The sequence below is a fragment of the Streptomyces griseorubiginosus genome, from assembly GCF_001514195.1.
Lineage (GTDB): Bacteria > Actinomycetota > Actinomycetes > Streptomycetales > Streptomycetaceae > Streptomyces > Streptomyces griseorubiginosus.
The window spans coordinates 357,729-378,142 of the sequence record NZ_KQ948736.1; the positions used below are offsets into that span (position 1 = coordinate 357,729).

At 72.2% G+C, this 20,414-nt stretch carries 19 protein-coding genes and 4 tRNA genes; 9 read left to right on the forward strand and 14 right to left on the reverse strand.

Going from position 1 to position 20,414, the window contains the following annotated elements:
* Positions 1 to 38: 38 nt before the first annotated feature.
* Together AQJ54_RS14285 and AQJ54_RS14290 are read right to left on the reverse strand one after the other, a co-directional pair.
* The gene (locus AQJ54_RS14285; RefSeq protein WP_062237567.1) at positions 39 to 1,181 is read right to left on the reverse strand and encodes an acyl-CoA dehydrogenase family protein; all 1,143 of its coding nucleotides are present in this window, start codon (positions 1,179 to 1,181) and stop codon (positions 39 to 41) included.
* Complete coding sequence (locus tag AQJ54_RS14290) at positions 1,178 to 2,335, reverse strand: CaiB/BaiF CoA transferase family protein (RefSeq protein WP_062237569.1); 1,158 nt, start codon at positions 2,333 to 2,335, stop codon at positions 1,178 to 1,180. The genes AQJ54_RS14285 and AQJ54_RS14290 overlap by 4 nt, the downstream gene beginning before the upstream one ends.
* A gap of 249 nt (positions 2,336 to 2,584) precedes the next feature.
* Between AQJ54_RS14290 and AQJ54_RS14295 the strand changes: the two genes are divergently transcribed.
* Positions 2,585 to 3,763, forward strand: coding sequence for a saccharopine dehydrogenase family protein (locus tag AQJ54_RS14295; protein ID WP_062237571.1), 1,179 nt, complete (start codon positions 2,585 to 2,587; stop codon positions 3,761 to 3,763).
* 46 nt (positions 3,764 to 3,809) lie between these two features.
* On the opposite strand, the gene mmpA is transcribed toward AQJ54_RS14295, so the two are convergent.
* Positions 3,810 to 3,968, reverse strand: coding sequence for a morphogenic membrane protein MmpA (gene mmpA, locus AQJ54_RS46080; RefSeq protein ID WP_162951986.1), 159 nt, complete (start codon positions 3,966 to 3,968; stop codon positions 3,810 to 3,812).
* Positions 3,969 to 4,081: 113 nt separating this feature from the next.
* Positions 4,082 to 4,783 carry an endonuclease V gene (locus tag AQJ54_RS14300; RefSeq protein WP_062237573.1) on the reverse strand — a complete coding sequence of 234 codons (702 nt, stop codon included), beginning with the start codon at positions 4,781 to 4,783 and terminating at the stop codon, positions 4,082 to 4,084.
* Positions 4,784 to 4,824: 41 nt separating this feature from the next.
* On the opposite strand from AQJ54_RS14300, the gene AQJ54_RS14305 reads away from it, so the two are divergent.
* Positions 4,825 to 5,121 (forward strand): YciI family protein, encoded by a 297-nt coding sequence (locus AQJ54_RS14305; RefSeq protein ID WP_062237574.1) that lies wholly within the window; start codon positions 4,825 to 4,827, stop codon positions 5,119 to 5,121.
* Between the two features lie 13 nt (positions 5,122 to 5,134).
* Here AQJ54_RS14305 and AQJ54_RS14310 read toward each other — a convergent pair whose 3' ends face one another.
* Both AQJ54_RS14310 and AQJ54_RS14315 read right to left on the reverse strand, forming a co-directional pair.
* Entirely contained in the window at positions 5,135 to 5,464 is a 330-nt protein-coding gene (locus tag AQJ54_RS14310) for a hypothetical protein (RefSeq protein ID WP_062237577.1), read from the reverse strand.
* 50 nt (positions 5,465 to 5,514) lie between these two features.
* Positions 5,515 to 6,627, reverse strand: a complete 1,113-nt coding sequence (locus tag AQJ54_RS14315; protein ID WP_079069858.1) for a WD40/YVTN/BNR-like repeat-containing protein — start codon at positions 6,625 to 6,627, stop codon at positions 5,515 to 5,517.
* Between the two features lie 244 nt (positions 6,628 to 6,871).
* Here AQJ54_RS14315 and ssgD point away from each other — a divergent pair, with 244 nt between their 5' ends.
* Complete coding sequence (ssgD, locus tag AQJ54_RS14320) at positions 6,872 to 7,288, forward strand: spore wall synthesis regulator SsgD (protein ID WP_062029185.1); 417 nt, start codon at positions 6,872 to 6,874, stop codon at positions 7,286 to 7,288.
* A gap of 189 nt (positions 7,289 to 7,477) precedes the next feature.
* Here ssgD and AQJ54_RS14325 read toward each other — a convergent pair whose 3' ends face one another.
* The gene (locus AQJ54_RS14325; protein ID WP_062029183.1) at positions 7,478 to 8,125 is read right to left on the reverse strand and encodes a GOLPH3/VPS74 family protein; all 648 of its coding nucleotides are present in this window, start codon (positions 8,123 to 8,125) and stop codon (positions 7,478 to 7,480) included.
* Between the two features lie 293 nt (positions 8,126 to 8,418).
* On the opposite strand from AQJ54_RS14325, the gene AQJ54_RS14330 reads away from it, so the two are divergent.
* From AQJ54_RS14330 to AQJ54_RS14345, 4 genes are all read left to right on the forward strand, one after another.
* Positions 8,419 to 10,041: an ABC-F family ATP-binding cassette domain-containing protein gene (locus AQJ54_RS14330; RefSeq protein ID WP_062237581.1), complete on the forward strand. Its 1,623-nt coding sequence runs from the start codon at positions 8,419 to 8,421 to the stop codon at positions 10,039 to 10,041.
* Between the two features lie 512 nt (positions 10,042 to 10,553).
* A complete protein-coding gene (gene ddaH, locus AQJ54_RS14335) occupies positions 10,554 to 11,330 on the forward strand; it encodes a dimethylargininase (RefSeq protein WP_062237583.1) in 777 nt (258 codons plus the stop codon).
* 206 nt (positions 11,331 to 11,536) lie between these two features.
* On the forward strand, positions 11,537 to 12,514 hold the full coding sequence (locus AQJ54_RS14340) for an acyl-ACP desaturase (RefSeq protein WP_062237585.1): 978 nt from the start codon (positions 11,537 to 11,539) through the stop codon (positions 12,512 to 12,514).
* 235 nt (positions 12,515 to 12,749) lie between these two features.
* Positions 12,750 to 13,586 (forward strand): hypothetical protein, encoded by an 837-nt coding sequence (locus tag AQJ54_RS14345; protein ID WP_062237587.1) that lies wholly within the window; start codon positions 12,750 to 12,752, stop codon positions 13,584 to 13,586.
* Between the two features lie 17 nt (positions 13,587 to 13,603).
* On the opposite strand, the gene AQJ54_RS14350 is transcribed toward AQJ54_RS14345, so the two are convergent.
* Positions 13,604 to 13,679 (reverse strand) — tRNA-Trp (locus tag AQJ54_RS14350).
* A 128-nt stretch (positions 13,680 to 13,807) separates the two neighbouring features.
* Here AQJ54_RS14350 and AQJ54_RS14355 point away from each other — a divergent pair.
* Together AQJ54_RS14355 and AQJ54_RS14360 are read left to right on the forward strand one after the other, a co-directional pair.
* Complete coding sequence (locus AQJ54_RS14355; protein ID WP_062237589.1) at positions 13,808 to 15,211, forward strand: vWA domain-containing protein; 1,404 nt, start codon at positions 13,808 to 13,810, stop codon at positions 15,209 to 15,211.
* The gene (locus AQJ54_RS14360) at positions 15,212 to 17,005 is read left to right on the forward strand and encodes an AAA family ATPase (protein ID WP_062237591.1); all 1,794 of its coding nucleotides are present in this window, start codon (positions 15,212 to 15,214) and stop codon (positions 17,003 to 17,005) included.
* Positions 17,006 to 17,077: 72 nt separating this feature from the next.
* Here AQJ54_RS14360 and AQJ54_RS14365 read toward each other — a convergent pair whose 3' ends face one another.
* The 6 genes from AQJ54_RS14365 to AQJ54_RS14390 all read right to left on the reverse strand — a co-directional run bounded on the left by AQJ54_RS14365 (position 17,078) and on the right by AQJ54_RS14390 (position 20,229).
* On the reverse strand, positions 17,078 to 18,265 hold the full coding sequence (locus AQJ54_RS14365; RefSeq protein ID WP_107121091.1) for a leucine-rich repeat domain-containing protein: 1,188 nt from the start codon (positions 18,263 to 18,265) through the stop codon (positions 17,078 to 17,080).
* Positions 18,262 to 19,599 (reverse strand): SDR family NAD(P)-dependent oxidoreductase, encoded by a 1,338-nt coding sequence (locus AQJ54_RS14370; RefSeq protein ID WP_062237594.1) that lies wholly within the window; start codon positions 19,597 to 19,599, stop codon positions 18,262 to 18,264. Before AQJ54_RS14370 ends, AQJ54_RS14365 begins: the two co-directional genes overlap by 4 nt.
* A gap of 27 nt (positions 19,600 to 19,626) precedes the next feature.
* Positions 19,627 to 19,698, reverse strand: a tRNA-Ala gene (locus AQJ54_RS14375).
* A gap of 9 nt (positions 19,699 to 19,707) precedes the next feature.
* A tRNA-Glu gene (locus AQJ54_RS14380) sits at positions 19,708 to 19,779 on the reverse strand.
* Positions 19,780 to 19,790: 11 nt separating this feature from the next.
* Positions 19,791 to 19,864 (reverse strand) — tRNA-Cys (locus tag AQJ54_RS14385).
* Between the two features lie 116 nt (positions 19,865 to 19,980).
* The gene (locus AQJ54_RS14390; protein ID WP_174857032.1) at positions 19,981 to 20,229 is read right to left on the reverse strand and encodes a WhiB family transcriptional regulator; all 249 of its coding nucleotides are present in this window, start codon (positions 20,227 to 20,229) and stop codon (positions 19,981 to 19,983) included.
* Positions 20,230 to 20,414: the final 185 nt, after the last annotated feature.

Sequence of the window (20,414 nt, forward strand, 5' to 3'; positions counted from 1 at the left end):
AGCCTTTCAGGGGTGAGGGTCAGCCGGGCGAAAGGTTCTTATCCCAGCAGGGAACGGCCGATGATCTCCTTCATGATCTCGGTCGTGCCGCCGTAGATGGTCTGGATGCGGCCGTCCGTGAAGGCCTTGGCGACCGCGTGCTCGCTCATGTAGCCGTAGCCGCCGTGCAGTTGCAGACAGCGGTCGGCGACGCGCTTCTGGAGCTCGGTCGCCCACCACTTGGCCATGGAGGCGTGGACGGCGTCGAGCTGCCCGATCGAGTGATCCTCGATGCAGCGGTCGAGGAACGTGCGGGTGACGGCGCACTCCGTGGCCATCTCGGCCACCTCGAACCGTATGTGCTGCTTGGTGGCGAGCGGCCGCCCGAAGGCCTCGCGCTCCTTGACGTACGCGGTGGTGATCTCCAGGAGGTGTTCGGCGGCGGCGATCGCGGAGACGGCGATGCTCAGGCGCTCCTGGGCGAGGTTGGTCATCAGGTGCACGAAGGCGCCGTCGCGCTCGCCGAGGAGGTTTTCCTTGGGCACGCGCACGTCGTGGAAGAACAGTTCGGCGGTGTCCTGGGCCTTCTGGCCGATCTTGTCGAGGTTGCGGCCGCGCTCGAAGCCCTCGGTGCCGCGCTCGACGGCCAGGAGGGACAGCCCCCGGGCCCCGCCCTCGGGGGTGGTTTTCGCGACGACGATCACGAGGTCGGCCAGGATGCCGTTGGAGATGAACGTCTTGGAGCCGTTGAGCAGCCAGTGGTCGCCCCGGTCCTCCGCGCGCGTGCGGATGCCCTGGAGGTCGGAGCCGGCGCCGGGTTCGGTCATCGCGATGGCGGTGATCAGGGAGCCGTCGCAGAAGCCGGGCAGCCAGCGGCGCTTCTGCTCGTCGGTGGTGAGCGAGGTGAGGTAGGGGCCGATGATGTCGTTGTGCAGGCCCAGGGCGAGTCCGGGGGTGCCCGCGCGGGTGAACTCCTCGGCGAGGACGGCGCTGTAGCGGAAGTCGGAGGTGCCGCCACCGCCGTACTCCTCGGGCACGGCGAGCCCCAGCAGGCCCTGTTTTCCGGCCGCGCGCCAGGCCTCGCGGGAGACGATGCCGTCCTTCTCCCACTGCTCGTAGTACGGCAGGACCTCCCTGGCCAGGAAGGCGCGCACGGTCGCGCGGAACGCGTCGTGCTCGGGGGCGAAGATCTGCCGCTTCATCGGGGGCCCTTCGGGAGTTCCTGGTCTTTCGAAAGATCCGGTACGTCCCAGTCGCGGGCCACCGCGGCGGTGTCGGTGCCCGGTCGGGCGGGCCCGGTCCGTACGGCCGTGGGGGTCGCGGAGAAGCGGGGCGCGGGGGCGGGCTGGGTGATGCCGTCGTGGTCGGTGAAGGTGCCGCGGGCGGCGAGGTGGGGGTGGTGCGGGGCCTCGCGCAGGGACAGGACGGGCGCCACGCACGCGTCGGTGCCCTCGAAGACGGCCGTCCACTCGTCTCGCGAACGGGACTTGAAGCGGGCGGCGACCGCCTCGCGCAGGTCGCCCCAGCGGGTCCAGTCCTTGCGGGCGTCGGCGAAGTCCGGCAGGCCCAGCAGGTCCAGGAAGCGGTCGTAGAACTGCGGCTCCAGGGCGCCCACCGCCATGTACCCGCCGTCGGCGGTCTCGTAGGTGCCGTAGTACGGGCAGCCGCCGTCGAGGAGGTTGGCGCCGCGCCGGTCCTGCCAGCCGCCGGCCGCGGTCATGCCGTGCAGCATCGCGGCGAGGTGGGAGGTGCCGTCCACGATGGCGGCGTCGACGACCTGGCCGGTGCCGGTCGCGCGCGCGTGGTGCAGGGCGGCGAGGACGCCGACGACGAGGTAGAGGGCGCCGCCCGCGTAGTCGCCGAGGAGGTTGGCGGGGACCGCCGGGGGACGGCCCGGTTCGCCGATGAGGCCGAGGGTGCCGGTGACGGCGATGTACGCGATGTCGTGCCCGGCGCGCTGGGCCAGCGGGCCGTCCTGGCCCCAGCCGGTCATGCGGCCGTAGACGAGGGCGGGGTTGCGGGCGTGGCAGTCCGCCGGGCCGACGCCGAGCCGCTCGGCCACGCCGGGGCGGTTGCCCTCGACGAGGATGTCGGCCCGGGCGGCGAGGTCGAGCACGCGCGCGGGACCGTCGGGGGCCTTGAGGTCGACGACCACGGACCGCTTGTTGCGGTTGGTGATGTCGTAGGCGGGGTCGATCGACAGGGCGCTGCCGCCGGGACGGCAGACCTGGACGACGTCGGCGCCCAGGTCGGCGAGGAGCATGGCGGCGAACGGGCCGGGGCCGATACCGGCCAGCTCGACCACGCGCACACCGGTGAGCGGGCCGTGCCGCCCGGGCGTCGTCGCCGTTGTCATCCAGCCCCCATCGGTATGACACAACTGATGTAACACCAGTGATGCTATGAACACGCCCCAGCGGGCACAAGACCTGAACGAGCAAGCGCTTAGCCAATTATCGGCCGGTCATCGGCCGCCGGACCCGCACCGTCGCACGTGTCGGCGCGCCGGAGCGGTGGCTCTCCTCGACCCAGCCGCCGAGCAGAACCACCCCTCACGCTAGCCTCGGCCACCGACAACGGCGCGTGCGGCGGATCCAGGAGTGTCATGAGCAGGCTGAAGAGGTCGGACCGTCCCTACGACATCGTGCTCTTCGGAGCGACGAGCTTCGCGGGCACGCTCACCGCGGAGTACCTCGCCGCGCACGGCCCGAAGGACCTGCGCTGGGCCATCGCCGGCAGGAGCGAGGAGAAGCTGCGGGCGCTGCGCGAGCGGCTGCCCGCTGGCACCGAGGTCGGGACCCTCACCGCCGACGTGTCCGACCCGGACTCGCTGCGCGCGCTCGCCGGGCACGCGCGCGTGGTGGCCACCACGGTGGGGCCCTACCTGACGTACGGCGAGGAGCTCGTCGCCGCCTGCGCGGACGCCGGTACGGACTATCTCGACCTGTGCGGGGAGCCGGAGTTCGTGGACCTGATGTACGTCCGGCACGACGCACGCGCGCGTGAGACGGGCGCACGGATGGTGCACGCGGCCGGCTTCGACTCGATCCCGCACGACCTGGGGGTCTGGTTCACGGTCCGGCAACTGCCGGAGGGCGTGCCGCTGACCGTCGACGGGTTCGTGACCGCGGAGGGCATGTTCTCCGGCGGCACCTTCGCCTCGGCCCTCAACCAGTTCGCGCGCGGCCGACAGATGATCGCCGCCGCCCGGGACCGGGCCCGGCACGAGCCGCGCCTGATGGGCCGGCGGGCCACCGCGCCGGCCGGCACCCCGCGCTACGCCCCGGAGGTCGGCGCCTGGGCCCTGCCGCTGCCGACCATCGACCCGCAGATCGTCCAGCGCTCGGCGAAGGCCCTGGAGCGTTACGGCCCGGACTTCCGCTACCGGCACTACGCGGCCGTACGGCGGCTGCCGGTGGCGGTGGGCGGGGTCGCGGCCGTCGGCGCGCTGTTCGCGGCGGCCCAGGTGCCGCCCGCGCGGCGCTGGCTGTCGGGCCGGGTCAGGCCGGGTGACGGACCGAGCCCGGAGAAGCGGGCGAAGAGCTGGTTCTCGGTGCGGTTCGTCGGCGAGGGCGGCGGTCGGCGGGTGTACACCGAGGTCAGGGGCGGCGACCCGGGCTACGACGAGACTGCCAGGATGTTCGCCGAGTCCGCGCTGTCCCTGGCCTTCGACGACCTGCCGGAGACGTCAGGTCAGGTCACCACGGCGGTGGCGATGGGCGAGGCGCTGATCGAGCGGCTCCAGGAGGCCGGGATCACCTTCCGGGTGGCGTCTGCCAAGTGAGCGGGCCGCGAGCGGTGCAGGCGGCCCCGGGCCCGGTGGCAGGGCCTCAGAAGGACCAGCCCGCCACCGTGTAGATCATCCCGGCGATCCAGCCGAGCCCCGCGAGCACGCCGAGGACCAGTGCGGCGGTCACGGCGCGCTCGACGGGCCGGTTGGGGTCGGCGAGGGGCTTGGGGGAACGCTGGGTCATACGGTGCGTCGTCATGCGGGACAGCCTGCCGACCGCACCGGGGCCCGCACATCCGTACAGATACTCAGACGACGTACTCAGTACCCGCTCCTCCCTTGCCGACGGACGACGTACTGAGTACCCGCGGCTCACCCTCCCTGACGGGTCGTCGCCTCCCGCAGTGCCCGGCGGCACAGCGCGTCCGCCCTGCGGGTGGTCTCCGGGAGCCGGTAGGCCGGGGTGAGGGCGAGTGTGTGGGCGCACGCGTTGTCGAGGCTCACGCGGTGGCCGACCGAGACGAAGACCGGCTTCACCGCCGCGCGGGTGCGCAGGGCCCTGCCCACCTCCTCGTCGCCCGCCAGCAGCGGCGTCCACGCGCCGCGCCGGGGCCCGGGATCGTCGTAGGAGAAGGTGAACGGGTTCTTGGCGACGCCGATCGTCGGCAGGCCGGTGAGGACGCCGAGGTGGCTTGCCAGACCGAAGCGGCGGGGGTGGGCGAGGCCGTAGCCGTCGCAGACGACGAGGCCGGGCGGGCACGGCAGGGCGTCGAGCGCCGCGAGGACGGTGGGGATCTCGCGGAAGGCGAGCAGTCCGGGGACGTACGGGAAGGAGATCCGGCCCACGGCGGTCCGCTCGGCCACGACCTCCAGGGTCGCCGCGTCCAGCACCACGGCGGCCGCCGCGACCACGTCCCGCTCGTCGTCGTAGGCCACGTCGACGCCGGTGACATGTCCGGTGCCGGGCGGTGGGCCGGGTTCGCCGAGGATCGTCCTCGTCCTCAACTCGTCCTGGATCGCCCGGGCCTGTTCCTCGGTCGCGGGCCGGCCCGCGGGGATGTCCATCGTCTCCATGGTGGGGACGAGCGTACGGCCCCCGGCATAGGCTCGCGATCATGTTCGTACTGGAGCTGACCTACACCGCGTCCCTCGATGCCGTGGACGCCGTGCTGCCGGCGCACGTGGCCTGGCTGGACGAGCAGTACGCGCGGGGGGTGTTCCTCGCCTCTGGCCGGAAGAACCCCCGCGACGGCGGGGTGATCATCGCCGTCGCGGAGGACCGTGCGCGGATCGAGGAGATCGCCGCGGGCGACCCGTTCGTCGCGGCCGGGGTGTGCGCGTACCGCGTCACCGAGTTCGCCGCGACGAAGACGGCCCCGGCACTGGAGCCGTACCGGGAGCCGTCCGCCTGAGGGGTCCGAGAGGTCAGCTCTTGTTGCCGAGCGCGCGCTGGAGCTGGGTCTTGTTCATGTCCGAACGGCCCTTGACGCCCCTGCGCTTGGCCTCCTCGTAGAGCTGGTCGTAGGTCGGGCCCTGGGAGCCCTTGCCGGACCGCTGTCCGCCTCGCTTGCCCGAGGACATGTCCTGGGTCGAGGTACGACTGGCCGTCTTGGACTCACCGGAGCGGGCGCGTTCCTTGTTGACCGTGCGGGCCGCGATCTCCTTGGCCCGTCCGGTGCTCTCGCCCCGGTCCTCGGCACTCTTCTTGATGTGTTCGTACTGGCGCTCGCGCTTGGAGTTCGAACCGGCTGGCATGGGGGATCACTCCTTTCGCCGTCGGCGACCGGGTACCCACATTCCGCCGCTCAGTGCTCCAGTCGAGCCACCCGCCCCTTCTCGCCCGAGGCCCAGCAGCCCCCGTCGACCGTGCAGTCGACGGTGTCGTAGGAGCCGGTGTCCACAGTCCGCCAGGTCCGGCCGCCGTCCGTGGTGAGGTCGGTGCCGGTGGGGCCGACCGCGAGGGCGGCGGTGCGGCTGTGCGGGAGCCAGGCGACGCCGGAGCGGTACGCGGGCGGCGAGGTGGCCGCGGACTGCCAGGAGCCGCCGGCGTCGGCGGTGCGGGCGCCCGCGCGCGGGGACGGCTGGTCCGCGTTGTAGTCGCCGCCGACCGCGAGGCCGTGCGCGCGGTCCCGGAAGGCGAGGGCGAAGACGCCCTTGGCCGCGCTACCGCCGGGGATCGGGGTGTCGGAGGCCGTCCAGGTCAGGCCGCGGTCGCCGGAGTGCAGTACACGCGCGCGTGCGCCTCCGCCGGTGGCCAGCCAGACATCGCGCGGGCCGGAGCTCACCAGGCACTGACCGCTCGCCGCGAAGCCCGCCTCGCCGTCGAGGGCGGCCGGCATGCCCTTGTCGGGCAGCACCTTCCAGGAGCGGCCGCCGTCGGCGGTGGACAGGATGCGGAACTTCCCGTCCACCGGGTCGCTCATCGCCAGTCCGTGGCGGCGGTCGAAGAAGGTGAGGCAGTCGTAGAAGGCCTTGGCGTCGGTGTTGCGGAAGGACTCGGTCCAGGTCGCTCCGCCGTCCTCGGTCCGGTACACCCGGGACGCCTCGCCCTCGCCGATGGCCAGCACCACGGCCCGGCGCGCGTCGAAGGCCTCGACGTCCCGGAACTGGAGGTCGGTCGCTCCGGCCGGTGAGACGTTTCGCCAGCTCGCCCCGCCGTCGGTGGTGCGCAGCACGGTGCCCTGGGTTCCGGCCACCCAGGCGGTGTCCCGGCTGACGGCCGAAAGGCCCCGGAAGCGCACGCCGGGGGCGCCGCTGTCCTTCAGCTCCCAGTGCGGTGTACCGCCGTCGGGGCCGTGTGCCTGGGCCGGTACGGCGGTCACGGCGGCCAGCGCCGCCGCGCAGACCGCGCCCGCGGTGATGGTCCGGATGGTCAGTCCCACAGGTCTCTTGCCTCGCGTGTTCCCCATGCGCCTCATGGCGGGCGAAGCTAGTGCACGCTCCGGGCGCCGTCCAGATGCCCTCGGCCGCACGCCGAGCGGTGCGCGAGGTGTCACAACTGTCTCTGGGGGCACGGGAGAAGGACCGGATCCCACGGGGGCGTGACGACGGTGACAGAGGTCACTCGATTCTCGTGTACACGGATTGGCCGATTCCGACGTCTCTTCCATTGCCCGTCCCACCCTCCTAGAGCCCCATCAGCCGTCACAAGGGAGCAAGGCGTTGTCCACCGTCATCGAGCAGCCCGTAGAGGCCCGTCTCGTCGCCGCGGCACCGCGGATGCCGAGCATTCCCGCCACACTGCACTACGACCGCTGTGACCCGTTCGCCGTCCGTATGACCTTCCCCGCCCCGGCCACCCTCGAGGGCGTCGAGGTCTGCTGGACCTTCAGCCGCGAACTGCTCACCACAGGTCTCGAAGAGCCCGACGGCCACGGCGACGTCCGGGTGCGCCCCTACGGCTACGACCGCACCGTGCTCGAGTTCCACGCCCCCGAGGGCACCGCCGTCGTGCATGTCCGCACCGGTGAGCTGCGCCGGTTCCTGGAGGCGACCAACGACCTCGTGCCGAGCGGCCTCGAGCACCTCCAGCTCGACCTCGACCACGACCTCGCGGAACTGATGCGCGACGCGTACTGAGGCCTTCCGAGGACGCGTGCTGACGCCTACCGACGCCTTCTGAGGACGCGTGCTGACGCCTACTGACGTGTACTGACGTGTGCTGATCGCCTTCTGAGGCCGACCGCACCCGTCGGCTCCCCCGGCCGGTCCTGGCCGGGCCGCGTGCGGAGACGTGGAGTCACCGTCACCGCACCGCCCGAAACCCTGTCACGCGCGCGTGGCGACCGTCGCCGCCGTCACCGCTCCGCGTACCTCCTGGACGAGCTTGCGCAGCACCGGTGCCACCGGGCCGCTGCGGTCGATCAGTTCCTCGACGTGGACGTCGTGACGGTCCTTGCGCGGCAGCAGGGTGCGCAGGTCGGCGGCGGCGGCGAGAGCGCCCAGGGCAGCGTCCCGGCCGGACAGCCCGGCGGTCCGCCCCCGCAGGATCTCCCGCGCCTCCTCCTGGAGCGCCTCCACCGTGGCCGGTCGCGCCAGGTCGTGGTCGACCGTGGGGAACAGTCCGAGGGCCCGCTTCTTCCGGGCCCGCAGATATCCGCCCGCGGTGAGCTGTTCACGCACGGCGTCCAGGGTGAACCGGGAGTGCAGTGTCACCCAGCCGCGCCACCGGTGCGGACGCGATTCCCGGACCAGTTCGAGGAGCCCGTCCAGGACGGGGTCCCCGGTCTCGGCGTCCATGTCGACCGGGGTCGCGATGCCGTCCTCGTCGAGGAGCAGACCGCGCTGGGCGAGCTCGGTGAGGGCACCGGCCCGGACCAGCTGGGGGACCTGCGCGGTACCGGTGACCTCGGACTTCGAGGTGTCCCAGGCCAGCAGGTAGAGACGGGCCGGCAGGGAGAGCGAGCCGTCGGTCACGGGGCCTCCTTTGGATGCTGCGGACTTTTAATTCGTTGACAGCCCGGTGGCCGCCTCATACGGTGTAGAACGCTTCTGTTGCCGTCGATCGGAGAAGGACGTTGCTCGTCTGAGGTCCTGAGACACCGTGTCACACACCTGAGGTGTGTGCGCTGCGTGCGACCTCGGCACACGAGCCGTTCCCGACGAGCAGGGCCCCTTCCACGCCCCCCGGTTTCCCTCGTCTCCCGCCGGTCGCAGGTGTCTCGATACGCGATTGCCCCTTCTCGCTTCGAGCAACCGCGGAGACTTGTATGTCTGCTTCCATCACCTGCACCTCGCTCGTTTTCGCCTGGCCCGACGGCACCTCCGTCTTCGAGGGCCTGGACATCGCCTTCGGCCCCGGCCGCACCGGCCTTGTCGGGGTCAACGGGTCAGGAAAATCGACCCTGTTGAAGCTGATCGCCGGTGAACTGGCCCCGGCCGACGGCGCCGTACGCGTCGCGGGCGAGGTCGGTTACCTCCCCCAGAACGTCACGCTGGACACCGGCCTCAAGGTCGACGAGGCGCTCGGCATCGCCGCGCGGCGCGCCGCCCTGCACGCCATCGAGGCGGGTGACGTGGCCGAGGAGCACTTCGAGACGGTCGGCGACGACTGGGACGTCGAGGAGCGCGCCCTGGCCACCCTCGGCGAACTCGGTCTCGGACACATCGGGTTGGACCGTACGATCGGCGAGGTGTCGGGCGGCGAGTCGGTGCTGCTGCGCCTGGCCGCGCTGCTGCTGCGCCGCCCGGACGTCCTGCTCCTCGACGAACCGACCAACAACCTCGACCTGTACGCCCGCAGGCGGCTGTACTCGGCCGTCGCCTCCTGGCCGGGGGTCATGGTCGTGGTCAGTCACGACCGTGAACTCCTCGACCTGGTCGACCAGATCGCCGATCTGCGCGCCGGGGAGGTCACCTGGTACGGCGGAAACTACTCCGCCTACGAGGACGCCCTCGCCGTCGAACAGGACGCGGCGGAGCGGATGGTGCGGGTCGCCGAGTCCGACTTCCGCAAGCAGAAGCGCGAACTGGCCGACGCACAGGTCAAGCTGGCCCGCCGCAAGCGGTACGGCCAGAAGATGTTCGAGCAGAAGCGCGAGCCGAAGATCGTCATGGGGGCGCGCAAGCGGGCGGCGCAGGAGTCCGCCGGCAAGCACCGCATCATGCACGAGGAGCGGCTCTCGGAGGCGAAGGAACGGCTCGACGAGGCGGTGGAGGCGGTACGGGACGACGACGAGATCCGCGTCGACCTGCCGTACACGGCCGTGCCGCCGGGCCGTACGGTCCTGACCCTCATGGACCTCGAACTCGCCTACGGCGCACGGGTGCAGGGCGGCTTCGACCTGCGGGGACCCGAGCGGGTGGCGCTGATCGGGCGCAACGGCTCGGGCAAGACGTCGCTGCTGCGCACGATCGCCGGGGAGCTGGAGCCGGTGTCGGGCGAGGCGACGGCCCAGGTCCCGCTCCGTTTCCTGCCCCAGCGGCTCGACGTCATCGACGGTGAGCTGTCGGTCGCGGAGAACGTGGCCCGGTTCGCGCCGGGTGCCACCAACAACCGGGTGCGGGCCCGTCTCGCCCGCTTCCTGTTCCGGGGGGCGCGGGCCGACCAGCAGGCGTCCACGCTGTCCGGCGGCGAGCGCTTCCGGGCGGCGCTGGCGGCGCTGATGCTGGCCGAGCCGGCACCCCAGCTGCTCATGCTCGACGAGCCGACGAACAACCTCGACATGGCGAGCGTGCGGCAGCTGACCACGGCCCTGGAGTCGTACGAGGGAGCCCTGGTGGTGGCCAGCCACGACCTGCCGTTCCTGGAGTCCATCGGCATCACACGCTGGCTGCTGCTGGACGGCGAACTCCGCGAGATCACTCCGGACGACCTGGAGTCCCTGGCGTAGGGCCGCCCCTCGGCTCGCGGCAGGGCGCCTCCGCTCGACCTGCGGCACGGCCCCCGCCGCGGCCTCCGGTGGGGCGGGCGCGACGGCCTCCGGCAAGATGCTCGCCGGAGGCCGTCGCGGAGCGGCGTCCGCGGCGGTTTCCGGCAGCATCCGCACCGCCGTTGCCGTCATGGTGCCCGCCAGGCCTCCGGCAGCCCGCCCGCCGAGGCTTGCGGGGTGACCGCCCACGAAGGCACCCGGCGCACTTTCCGCGCCGACACTCCACAACCGCTTTCCCCACCGTGCCGTGAACCCCGGCGGCGGGCGACGGGGGGATCGTCGTGCGGCTGCTGCCGGAGGCTCATGAGGCGGCACGCGCGTGTGCGGCGCGGTGGGGTTCGTGGGCCGTGGTGCGTCTCAGGAGGGCCACAGCCTGACAAGGGGGGTTTTGTCGACACGGATCGGCGCTGCATGATGGCTGACCGGCGCCCGTCACGGGCGCCGCCCTGTCCCGCCGATACGGAGTTTCCCTCGTGCCCAGCAAGAAGGCCCTCGTCCGCCGCCCCGGTCCGCGTCTCGCCGAAGGCCTGGTGACGCACATCGAGCGGGAGAAGGTCGACGTCGACCTCGCGCTCGAACAGTGGGAGGCGTACGTCGAGGCCCTGCGCACCCACGGCTGGGAGACCGTGGAGGTGGACCCGGCGGAGGACTGCCCGGACTCGGTGTTCGTCGAGGACACGGTGGTCGTGTACAAGAACGTCGCCCTGATCGCTCGCTCCGGCGCCGAGTCCCGGCGCGAGGAGACGGTCGGCGTCGAGGAGGCCGTGGCCCGCCTCGGCTGCTCGGTGAACTGGATCTGGGAGCCGGGCACCCTGGACGGCGGGGACGTCCTCAAGGTCGGTGACACGATCTACGTCGGCCGCGGCGGGCGCACCAACGCGGCCGGCGTCCAGCAGCTGCGGGCCGCCTTCGAGCCGCTCGGGGCCCAGGTGGTCGTCGTACCGGTGAGCAAGGTGCTGCACCTGAAGTCGGCGGTCACGGCGCTTCCCGACGGGACCGTCGTCGGGCACATCCCGAAGGTGGACCGGCCCTCGCTCTTCCCGCGCTTCCTGTCGGTGCCCGAGGGGGCCGGCTCCCATGTCGTCCTGCTCGGCGGCCCCAAGCTGCTCATGGCCGCGAGCGCGCCCAAGACGGCGGAGCTGTACACCGACCTCGGCTTCGAGCCCGTGGTGGTGGACATCAGCGAGTTCGAGAAGCTCGAAGGGTGTGTGACATGCCTCTCGGTCCGGCTGCGGGAGCTGTACGTCTGATCGGGTGAGCGTCTCACCCGGACGGCCCCGGACCTGCGCTTCCCGGGACACCTTGTCATGACCGGGGAACACCGCTGATCAGGGATCTTTACGGCACCCTTAACCTACGGTCTCGTAACCTACGGTTTCGTAGCCTACGATTCCGTAGGTTCCCGGCACCGCTCGCCGGCTCCCAGACGTATTCGCCGTGTCCCCCTGGAGCACCTGTGACGATCACTTCCCCTCATCTCGGCAGCCCGTCCTCCGAATGGACCGACGCGCGGCTGCTGTACGCGCTGGAGGAAGTGGTCGAGAAGGAGCTCAACCGGCATCTGAAGGTCACCAAGGACTGGATGCCGCACGAGTACGTGCCGTGGGGCGACGGCCGCAACTTCCCCGGTTTCTTCGAGGACGGCGAGGCCTGGGACAAGGAGCAGTCCAAGGTCACCGAGATCGGCCGGATCGCCCTGGTGGTGAACCTCCTCACCGAGGACAACCTCCCCAGCTACCACCACGAGATCGCCTCGCTCTTCGGCCGGGACGGCGCCTGGGGCACCTGGGTGCACCGCTGGACCGCCGAGGAGGGCCGGCACGGCATCGTGATGCGCGACTACCTGCTCACCTCCCGCGCGGTGGACCCGGACAAGCTGGAGCAGTTCCGGATGGCCCACATGAGCGAGGGCTTCGAGTCGGACAACCGGCACTCGATGCTGCACTCGGTCGCCTACGTGGCCTTCCAGGAGCTCGCGACCCGTGTCTCGCACCGCAACACCGGCCACCAGTCCGGGGACCCGGTCTGCGACCGCATGCTGGCGCGCATCGCGACCGACGAGAACCTGCACATGGTCTTCTACCGGAACCTGCTGAAGGCGGCCTTCGAGCTGGCTCCCGACCTGACGATGATGGCGGTGCGCGACGTCATCGTGAACTTCCGGATGCCCGGTCACGGCATGCCCGGCTTCGAGCGGGCCGCCGCGCAGATGGCGATCGGCGAGATCTACAACATGCGCATCCACCACGACGACGTGCTCCAGCCCGTGCTGCGCTTCCTGAAGGTCATGGAGATCGACGGTCTCGGCCCCGAGGGGCAGCAGGCGCAGGACGAGCTCGGTCTGTTCATGGGCGGGCTGGACGCGGAGGCCCTCAAGTTCGACGAGAAGCTCGCGGCGCGCAAGGCGCGGATGGCGGCCCGCGCCGGGGCCTGACGCCGACCCGGCCGACCTGCCGACCCGTAGAGCCTCCGGTGTCGGCCCTGCCGGCCCGTCGGGCATCCGGCGTCGGACTTGCGGTCCCGCCGGGTCGGGTGTCCGGTGTCGGCCTTACGGTCCGCCGGGCATCCGGCGGACCGGCCCTGCGGTCCCGTCCGGCATCCGGCGTCGGCCCTGCGGTCCCGTCGTATATCCGGTGCGGGGCGCCCGCCGCCTGCGACATCATGCGGTCATGCGTGACAGCAGCACGGATCAGCGGGCCGTCGGCTTCCTGCTGGACCTGATCGACGCCGACTCCGCCGCACGGATACGGCGGCGGATCGGCGCGCCGCGACCGGGCGGCAACCGGCGCCGGGCCGCGCACGCCGCCCTGAAGCTGACCCCGGTCCCCTCCTCCGTGCTGGTGTGGATCCTGGAGGAGGACGACCCCGAGCTCAACGCGGCGGTGTACGGGCACCGTTCGGCGGACGAGCCGATGCGGCGGGCGGTGCTGCGGGGCATGCCGTTCGGTCCCGGCCGTACGGGCCCTCTGCGCGTGGACACGGTCCTGCGCAAGCACGCGGTGGAACCGCCGGTGCCGCAACCCGTCGTAGAGCTGGGGCTCGTCGGCGCGCTCCGTGCCGCCACCGCCATGGGACCGGCCAGGCAGGCCGCGTCCATGGTGCTGGGTCAGGACGACTGGCGGACGGTCACCGCGGCCGACCGTGAACGCCCGCTGCCCGGTTACGCCCGCTGGGCCCTGTCCGTGCGCCCGGACTGTCCGCCCGCGCTGCGCGAGCGGTTCGGCAGCCACCCCAAGTTCACCCACCGCGTCCGGCGGGCGGGAGTGCTGGCCGGATCCGGTGTCTACGCGACCGCGCACGGACCGGCCGCGCACGTACTGACGGTGCTGTCCCTGGGCCCCGCGCTCTTCCCCGCGCGCGTGCGCGACGCCGAGAACGCCCTGCGCCCTCTGGTGCGCGACCACTTGGGCGACCGGGAGGAGGCCTGGGCGGTGCTCGCGCAGCTCCTCGACACGTTCCACGGGACGGCGCCGGAGCTGATCATGACGGCGGGCGCGATCGCCTGACCCTGCCGGGCAAGGGGGGCGGGGCGGCTGGATTCGAACCAGCGTGTTCTGGTTTTGGAGACCGGTGCGCCTGCCTCTGCGCTACGGCCCCGCCCTTGGTCCCCGAGCCTAGTGCGCCGGTCCGGCGTGGGTGGGCGTAATGCGCTGGCCCGTTGTCAGTGGGCGCTGCTACCAATGAGGCACGGGGGCATCACGGGGGAATCCGGTACGGGGGGCTCGGCATGGCGTACGGAGAGCGGGGGCGGCGTGTCCCGGTGGTCGACCTGGCCGACCGGCGGGCGCTGGAGCGGTACCGCCCGGCGGACGCGGGGGTGATCGAGGAGGCGCGGCGGCTGAAGGAGGCCGCGCTGCTGGACTTCGGGCTGACCGAGTCGGCGGTGGCGTCCTGGCTGTACGCCAAGTGCCACCACCAGATCCCCACGACCGCGATCGACACCGCGGCCGTGGTGGCCTCGGGCGACGGCTCCTGCCTGCTGCTCTACAACCCGGACTTCTTCGTCGGCCTCGGCCTGGACGGCGTCAAGTTCGTGCTGTTCCACGAGGCGCGGCACCTCGTGCACCGGCATCTGTTCACCGACCCGGAGCTGCGCGCCGACCCGGTGTTCGAGCTGGCCTGCGAGGTGTCCGTCAACCATGTGGCGCTCGTCCGGCTGGGCCGCACGCGGCTGCCCCTGCTGAACGGCCGCCCCACTGGGGTCGACCCGCGCGAGGTCCACGACGCCTACGTCCGGGACCTGACGGCACACGGTCTGGAGCCGGTGCCGTACGAGGTGTTCACCGAGACGGACATGCGGGTGTACGGCGAGCTGAAGCGCATGCACAGGCCGCCCGTCCCGGAGCGGCGGCTGTGCGTGCACCTGCGCGAGGGAGGCGTCCCGGCCGACCAGGAGACCGTCGACGCGGTGACCTCCTCGGCGCTGCTGAACTCCCTGCTGGCGGCCCGGCGGGGACACGCGGGCGCGGAGCGGGAGCTCCTCGACCTGATGGACCGCACCGAGGACGGCAACGCCCGGGCCGCGCGGATCTGGGGCAGCCTGGGCGCGGGCACCCTGCGCGGCGAGACCACGCGCACGCGTACGGTCCACTGGTGGCAGCGCTGGCTGGTCGACGTGCTCGGCTCCAGACTGCGCGACGGCGAGCGGCTGGTGTACCCGAAGAAGCGGGGGGCGCTGCTCGCCGCCCTCGGCCAGGACCCGGTGCTCTCGCGGCGCGGTCCGGTACGGGAGAAGGTGCTCGTCGTCGCCTACGACACCTCGGGCTCCATGCCGGACCACGTGATCCAGTGGCTCACCCGACTGGTGGGCCGGATCGACGGGGTCGAGGCGCACTGGCTCTCCTTCGACGCCGTGGTGATGCCGTTCAGGCCGGGCGAGCGGGTCTACGGCGGTGGCGGCACCAGCTTCCAGGTGGTCGCCGACTACGTGGAGGGCCGTACGGAGGTCGGCGGGCGGCGTTTCGACGTCACCCCCGACGCCGTCGTGGTGCTCACCGACGGATACGCCCCGCCCGTCACGCCCGCCGAGCCGGACAAATGGATCTGGCTGATCACGGAGGGCGGCAGCGAGTGGCCCGAAACCCACACACCGGCGATGGACTGCCATCGCGTCACCACAGGATCACGGTAAATGACCACGGACACCGAGCAGTTGACGGCATCGCGCCTCGAGTCGTTCATCGACGCGATGATCGACATGGGGCAGACGGGGCAGATCTTCGGCGAGCACGGCATCGGCAAGACGGCGACGTTCTTCTCGCACATCGGCCGGGTCCACCCGGACGCCACGCTGGTGTACGTCCCGGCGGCCAACCTGACGCCGGACGACCTGCTGGTCAACGCGCCGGTGCGCGACCCGCACACCGGTGAACTGGTCCTGCGCCAGCTCGTGATGAGCCAGCTGAAGCCGGGACGGCCGTTCGTGCTGCTCATCGACGACTCCCTCCAGGCGGGCGAGACGATCCAGTCGCAGCTGATGCAGATCGCCTGCAACTGGACGCTCGGGGAGCACGACCTGCGGGCGCTGGGCTGCGTCGGCGTCTTCCTCACGGACAACGAGTCGCTGGCCGAGACCTCGGCCCGCCGCAGCGACCTGGCGCTCCTCGACCGCATGGTGACCTTGCGGATCACGGCGAACGACACCGCGTGGCGGCGGCACCTGGCCGCCAAGTACCGCCCCTGGGACCTGACTCCGGTGTTCTCGCTGTGGGCGTCGCTCTCCCCCGCCCTGCGTGAACTGCTGTCCCCGCGCACCCTGGACCACGTGCTGGCGAACGCCCGGGAGGGCTTTCCGCTGCGCTGGGGGCTGCCGTTGGTCGACGGGGAGCGGCTGCGGCTGGCCGAGCCGGGTCCGGACGGCAGGCCGGGGCAGAACCGCACCGCCGAGATCCTGGACCGGATCGCGACGCTCCTCGGCGTGTCCAACCCCGCGACGATCCCCGACCCGGTCCGGCAGGTGCTGCGGGCCGCGCTGCGGGGCCGCTGGACGGTGCTGCTCCAGGGCCCACCGGGCTGCGGCAAGACGGAACTGGTGCGCGAGACCGTGCGGACGGCCCTGGGCCGCGAACCGCTGTACTTCTCGCTGCCGGTGACGAACGTCGAGGAACTGTGCGCGCCGATCCCGTCCGCCGACGGCACCCTCGACAACCTGCTGGCGGCGAAGTTCACCGGGCCCGAGCCCAAGGCGATCGTGTGGGACGAGTACAACCGGCCCAAGGACAAGGCCGCGTTCGCGAAGCTCATGGAGATCACTCAGGAGTGGTCGCTGGCGGGGCGGCGGATCGAGAACCTGCGGGCTCAGATCGCGGTGCAGAACCCGCCGTACCATCTGGGCCGCAAGATGCTCGTGTCCCGGAACAACATCGCCCAGGCGACCCGGTTCACGGCTTCGCTCCAGGTCGAGCCCGCCGACATACCGGCCAACGAGTGGCTGCTGGCCCGGTACGGCTCGGACGCCGAGACCGTCCTGGAGTGGTGGAAGCACGACATCGACGACGAGGGACGGGCCTGGATCACCAAGCGGACGCTGGAGCGGCTGATCAAGCTGCACCGGCGCGGGCTGCCGCTGGAGATGGGCACCGTCTATCTCGGCGACGGCGAGTACGCGCCCGTCCCGCTCACCGCGCTGATCGACCGCTTCCGGGGCCGCCCGGTCACCGGTCTGCGTGAGCTGGCGCGGGACCTCGACGCCTGGGAGGCCCGGCTGCGCCGCGCCGCCGGCCACTCCTCGGAGGGCGGTGACGACAGCGACACCGTCCACCAGATCCTCGCCAACGCGGAGTTGTCCCAGCTGCGCAAGAACCGGGTGGCCGTGACGCGCCTGGTCGCCCTGCTGCCGGCGAAGCTGCGGGCGACCTATCTGGTGGGCGCGTCGGCGCAGCAACAGCGCTTCTGGACGGAGGTGTTCATGGCGATGGCACGGTGATCGGGCGTAGGCCGGTCGCCGGTCGCCAGCTGCCGGTCGCTGGCCGCCGGTCGCCGGCGCCGGTCGCCGGTGTCAGCCTGAGGCACTCGCCGGTGGGGTCCGGTGCACGCTGCGTACGGCCGCCACGTCCGCCGGTACCGACGGGGGCGGGAGGTGGGCGCTATGGGCGGCGAGACGGCGTTTGACGCTGGCGGCGATCCCCTCGCCCAGAACGAACCGGGTGGCCGTCGTGGCGCGGGGGGCGGTGTCCAGGAGGCGGTGGGCCTCGCGGCTGCGCATGCCGGTGTGGGTGAGGACGAGGTGGGTGAGCCGGTGTCCGGCGGTGCTCGCGAGGACGTCCGCGATGGTCTCGGCGGCCGTCAGGTCCACGTGGTTGTCCTGAGCGCCGAGCACGGCCGCCGCGCGTACCCGGCCGAGGTCCAGCAACTGCACCCCGGCCGCCGTCGCCGCGGCGACCAGCCGGGCCGCCGCCGAGGGGCCGATGCCGTTGCTCGCGACCGACAGACGGGTGAGCCGGCCGTGCGGCGCCCGGTCCAGCGCCGCCGCGAGCCGCAGAGCGCCGGCATCGCCCAACCCGGCCGCGGACACGTACAGTTCGTCGACCGCGCCCGCCGCGATCACCTCGACGAGCGCTGCCGCGCCCGCCTCCCCCAGCGGATTGCCGCCGACGAACAGCCGCTCGATCCGTCGGCCGTGCTCCGCCGCGGCCGCCAGCGCGTCGGCCAGGACGGCGGCTCCGGTGGCGTCGAGCCCGGTCTGGACGAGGTCCAGGGTCCGCAACGAGCGTGCGGCGTCGATGAGTTCGGCGGCCGCCCGGCCGCCCCCGGCGCCCAGCGGATTGCGCTTGAGCCAGACGCCCGTGACGACCTGCGGCGAGGCCCGCAACTGGTCGGCGATCCGGCAGGCGCCGCCCTCGGTGACGCCGTTGCAGCCGAGGTACAGGGTCTCGACGCCGGTGCCCGCTCCGGCCACCGCGGCGGCCCCGTCGTCGCCCAGCGCGTCGGTCCCCAGCAGCAGGTGCCGTACCGGGGAAGGCCCCTGGGACAGCGCGTCGGCGACCAGCGCGGCACCCTCGGTGCCCAGGGACTGCTTGCACAGGTCGAGGCGGCCGTCGGGCAGCGCCGTACCCGCCGCGAAGTCGAGCCGCTCCCCCGCCGGGCGGCCGGACCGCAACCAGTCGAGCAGCGGGGCGAGTTCGGCGGTGGGACGGGGCACGACGTGCGGTACTCCCGCGAAGGGTCCCCCGGCGTCCGCGCTCACCACTCCGCCTCCTGGTAGTCCTTCAGGAACACGCCGGACACGGGGTCGCCCGCCTCGCCGCGCACGATGGGGTCGTAGACCCGCGCCGCCCCGTCCACGATGTCCAGCGGCGTGCGGAACCCGGCGCGGGCCATCCGCTCCTTCTTCGGCGCCGGGTTCTCGTCGGTGATCCAGCCGGTGTCGACGGCGCACATGTGCACTCCCTGCACGGCGAGTTCGGCGGCGCTCGTGCGGGTGAGCATGTTGAGGGCGGCCTTGGCCATGTTGGTGTGCGGGTGCCCGGGCATCTTGTTGCGGACGGCGAACCGTCCCTCCACGGCTGTCACGTTGACGACGTACCGGCGCGGGTGCGGGGAGGCCAGCAGCAGGGGCAGCAGTCGGTCGCAGAGGAGCGCCGGGGCGAGCGCGTTGACGAGCTGGGTCTCCAGGACCTCGGCCGGGTCAAGTGCGCCGAGCCGGGCCGACCAGGAGTTCTCCGGGGACGGGTCGGGCAGCAGCCCGGCCTCGTCGGCCTCGCGCAGCGCGACGGGCAGGGCGGCCGCGCCGCTCTCCAGCATGCGCGTCGAGATGAAGCCCGGTGCCCGTCGCGCCCCTTCGGGCAATGCGTCCCGCTCTCCGGCGGCGAGGAGGGCGTACGACTCGGGTGGTCGGCGTACCGTCTGCGCGGCGTTGTTGACGAGGATGTCCAGGGGGCGGCCCTCCCGGCACAGTTCCTCGCACAGGCCGAGCACCTGGCGCGGGTCGCGCAGGTCGACGGCGATCACGGTCAGCCGGTCCAGCCAGCGCGCACTGCCCGGCTCGGCCTGGAAGCGGCGCACGGTGTCGTGCGGGAAGCGGCTGGTCACGAGCAGTTCGGCGCCGTCCCGGAGCATCATCAGGGCCAGCTGGAAGCCGATCTTCACGCGTCCTCCGGTGAGCAGCGCGCGGCGGCCCGCGAGGTCGGTGCTCAGCCGGCGCCGGGCGGTGTTGTCGGCGGCGCAGCGCGGGCAGAGGCGGTGGTAGAAGGCGTCGACCTGTCGATAGGACGTCTTGCAGACATAGCAACTGCGCGGCTTGCGGAAGACACCCACGTCCCCTGTGTCGCCGGACACGGCCAGCGGCGCGTCCTCACGCCGGTCCTGGGCGCCGGTGGCGGTTGCCGCCATGGCGGCCGCGTCGGCCGCTGCCGTCTCGGCACCGCGCGCCTTGCGCCGCCTCAGCCGTCCGTCGCGGGCGAAGGACGCGGCGACCTGCTCGGCACGGAGCCGTACCGGGTCGTCGACGGGCAGCTCGCGCAGTCTGCCGACCGTGCGGTGGAAGGCGGCCAGCTCGTCCTCGTCGATCATGTCCCCCATGCGCCCCGCCCCGTTCGTGCCCTGCCGTGGACCGGGTCGGATTCGAACCGACGTTCCCTTCATGCGATGAAGGTGCGCCTGCCTCTGCGCTACCGACCCCTGCGCCATGGGCCCCGGCCGGATTCGAACCGGCGTATCCGCCTTGAGAGGGCGGCGAGTCTGCCTCTGCTCTACAGGGCCCCGTGGACGCAGCCCGGGGGTCGGATTCGAACCGACGTGTTTCGCCTGTGCAGGGCGGTGCGCCTGCCTCTGCGCTACGCCCGGGTGCGCTCCGGGATCCTAGCCGTACTCCCGGCCGGTCGGCTCATCGGTTTTCCGGCCGGCTCATCGGCTTTCGCTCGGCTCACCGGCTATCGCTCGGCTCATCGGCCCTCGGTCGGCTCATCGGTTGCCCAGCCGCCTGATGTCGAGCCGCTCCTTCTCGGAGAGGCCTCCCCAGACGCCGAAGCGCTCGTCGTTGGCCAGGGCGTACTCGAGGCAGGCCGGGCGCATCTCGCACATGCCGCAGATGCGCTTCGCCTCCCGTACCGAGCTGCCCGGCTCCGGAAAGAAGAAATCCGCCCCGGTCTGCGCGCACAGCGCCTGCGTCTGCCAGTCGAGGCCGCCCGGGCTGATGGTGTCTGTGTGCATGGCCGAGATCGTGCCGGGCAGCGAAAAACGTTCGATCAACGGCGGATCAACGAGGCCGTTCATGACCCCCGGCGGCCTGGCCAATCCTCGCCCGGCCGCCTCGTCGGTCCTCGCCCCGACCGCCTCGATGGTCCCCGTCCCCGCCCTCGGGCGCACGGCGGCGCGCTGGATCGGTTTCGCCTCGC